Source organism: Streptomyces boluensis, assembly GCF_009908195.1.
GTDB classification, from domain to species: domain Bacteria; phylum Actinomycetota; class Actinomycetes; order Streptomycetales; family Streptomycetaceae; genus Streptomyces; species Streptomyces boluensis.
The window spans coordinates 1-3028 of sequence record NZ_JAAAHS010000592.1 but is presented as its reverse complement, the minus strand read 5'-3'; the positions used below and the strand labels follow the sequence as shown (position 1 = coordinate 3028).

Sequence of the window (3028 nt, the reverse complement as noted above, 5' to 3'; positions counted from 1 at the left end):
GTTGTGCCTCGGCCGCGACCGGCCGGACTGTGCCGAATCGCCACTGAATCCGGCCCGCTATTGGTCTTGGACACCACCTAATGGCGCGGTGCACAGTGATCCACGTCGCGCAACGGAGTGTGCGTCCACGGATCGGAGGCGGGTGCGGACCGGTGGGGGCTGGTCGCGCAGTTCCCCGCGCCCCTGGGGCGTGCGGCTTCGCCGCTGCCCCGTCGCCAACTCCCGTGCAACACAAGCCGCCTGACCCGGAGTCACCAGTGCCCCCAGTGCCGCCCCCTACGACGCCCATGAACTACGCCGACCGCGACCCCGCCCTGCGCCCGCTCCTCGACCGTGTCCTGTCCGCCGATGACCGCACCCGCATCGAGCCCCACCTCGCCGAACTCGGCGCCCTCGCCGCGGGCGAACTCGACGAGCAGGCCGCCCTCGCCGACGCCAACCCGCCCTGCCTCGTCCCGTACGCCCCGCAGGGGGAGCGCATCGACGCGATCACCTTCCACCCGGCCCACGACAAGGCCGCCGCCCTCGCCTACGAACGCTTCGGCCTCGCCGCGATGTCCCACAGGGCGGGCGTGCTCGGCTGGCCCACCAAGGTTCCGCACACCGTCAAGTACGCCCTGTCCTACCTCTACGTACAGTCCGAGTTCGGCATGGCCTGCCCGCTGTCCATGACCGACTCGGCCGCCCGCGTCCTGCGCCTCTTCGACCCCGAGCGGTACGCGGCCGAGATCGCCGCCCTGTCCTCCACGGACCCCCAACTCCGGGCCACCGGCGCAATGTTCATGACCGAGAAGCAGGGCGGCACCGACGTGGGCCTGACCGCGACCGTCGCCACCGACCAGGGCACCCACTGGACGCTCACCGGCAAGAAGTGGTTCGCCTCCAACCCGGGCGCCGACGTGATCCTCACCCTCGCCCGCGTCCCCGGACAGGGCGAAGGCACCCGTGGCCTCGGCATGTTCCTCGTACCGCGGCTGCGCCCCGACGGCACCCGCAACGCCGTCCGCATCGACCGCCTCAAGGACAAGCTGGGGTCGCGTTCCATCGCCAGCGGCGAGGTCACGCTCGACGAGGCGTACGCCACGCCGGTCGGCCAACTCGCCGACGGATTCCGGCAGATGGCCGAGATGCTCAACGTCTCCCGGCTCTCCAACGCCATGCGCGCCACCGCCCTGATGCGCCGCGCCGTCCGCGAGTCCATCGACCACACCCGCGTACGCCACGTCTTCGGCAAGCCCCTCTTCGACCAGCCCCTCATGCGCGCCACGCTGCTCCCGATGGTCCTCGACACGGAAGCCGCCCTGCACCTGGTCGTCGAGGCCGCGCAACGCCTCACCGCCGCCGACAGCGGGGACGAGGACGCCCGCGCGATCGTCCGCGTCCTCACCCCGCTCGCCAAGCACACCCTGTGCAAACGCGCCCGCACCGTCACCGGTGAGGCCATGGAGATCCGCGGCGGCAACGGCTACATCGAGGACTGGGTCAACCCCCGCCTCGTCCGCGACGCCCACCTCGGCTCCATCTGGGAAGGCTCCTCGAACGTCATCGCCCTCGACGTCCTGCGCTGCCTGCGCCGCCGGCACGCCCACCACACCCTCCACGACACCTACGGCCACCACGCGGCGACGGAGACACGCTGGCAGGCACTCCGGGCCGAGGGTGACGCACTCCTCCAACTCCCGCCGGACGAACAGGAGATGAGGGCCGGCCGGTACGCCGACGCCCTCACCCATGCCGTCATGGAGACCCTCCTGCACAACCAGGCCGACCACGAAGCCCACACCACGGGGAACGGCCGCGCCCTCCTCGTCGCCCGCTGCTACAGCGCCCTGCTAGACGAGGGCGACCCGGCCGCACTGCCCCGCCCCGCCCTCCGGGACCACTTCGCCGCACTCGCGGACGGCGGACACATCCCGCTCGACCACCTTCAGGAGTACGAACGTGCCTGAGCAGACACCCGCCCCGCTGAAGGGCATGAAGGTCGTCGACCTCTCCAAGATCCTCGCCGGCCCCTACGTCACCATGTCCCTCGCGGACCTCGGCGCCGACGTCATCAAGGTCGAACACCCCGACGGCGGCGACCCCACCCGCGCCTGGGGCCCGCCCTTCAACGGCCCCGACGCCACGTACTACCTGGCCACCAACCGCAGCAAACGCTCGGTCACCCTCGACCTCAAGTCGGCCGCCGGGCAGGAGGCCGTGCACCGCATGCTCGCCGACGCGGACGTGATGGTGGAGAACTTCCGGCCGGGATCGTCCCTGGCCCGCCTCTTCAACTACCAAGAGCTGAGCGCCCGTTACCCCCAGCTGGTCATCCTGCACATCTCCGCCTTCGGCGACACCGGACCGCTGCGCGACGAACCCGGCTACGACATGGTCGCCCAGGCCAGTGCCGGCCTGATGTCCCTCACGGGCGAACCCGACGGCCCACCCGTCAAGGCCGGCTACGCCATGGGCGACCTCGGCGCCGCCCTCTTCGGCCTCATCGGCGTCACCTCGGCCCTCGTCGAACGCGAACGCACCGGCCACGGCCAGTACGTCAGCACGTCCCTGTACGAGTCCCAACTCGCCCTGCACGTCAACTGGGCCACCGGCTACTTCGCGACCGGCGAGCGCCCGACCCGCCTCGGCTCCGGCCACCCCAGCCTCGTCCCGTACCAGGCCTACCCGGCCGCCGACGGCCACTTCGTGATCGCGGTCGGCAACGACGGCCTCTTCCGCACCCTGAGCACGGCACTCGGCCACCCCGAGTGGGCCGACGACCCGCGCTTCGCGACCAACCGCGCGCGCGTGACGCACCGCACGGCCCTCAACGCCAAACTTCAGGCGGTCCTCGTCGACGCGCCGGTCGCGCACTGGGTGGACCTGCTCAAACCTCTCGGCGTACCCGCCGCCGCCATCCGCACCCTCGACGAGGTGTACGACTGCCCGCAGACCGCCGCCCTCGACATGGTCCAGAAGGTCGACCACCCCGACGTGGGCCCGCTCGAACAGGTCGCGTTCCCCGTCACGTTCCGCGGCGCCCGCC

Annotated in this window: 2 protein-coding genes; both read left to right on the top strand. The window is 71.5% G+C overall.

Annotated elements, in window-relative coordinates; translation table 11 throughout:
• Window positions 1-80 precede the first annotated feature (80 nt).
• Window positions 81-1949: an acyl-CoA dehydrogenase family protein gene (locus GUY60_RS36320; RefSeq protein WP_281368670.1), complete on the top strand. Its 1869-nt coding sequence runs from the start codon at window positions 81-83 to the stop codon at window positions 1947-1949.
• A partial coding sequence (locus GUY60_RS36315) for a CaiB/BaiF CoA transferase family protein (RefSeq protein ID WP_312866562.1) occupies window positions 1942-3028 on the top strand: 1087 nt, incomplete at its 3' end. The genes GUY60_RS36320 and GUY60_RS36315, both read left to right, overlap by 8 nt.

What these genes read in the sequence shown, in the direction of transcription:
- GUY60_RS36320 (WP_281368670.1), top strand. Translation starts at nt 81, where the DNA reads ATGGCGCGGTGCACAGTGATCCACGTCGCGCAACGGAGTGTGCGTCCA.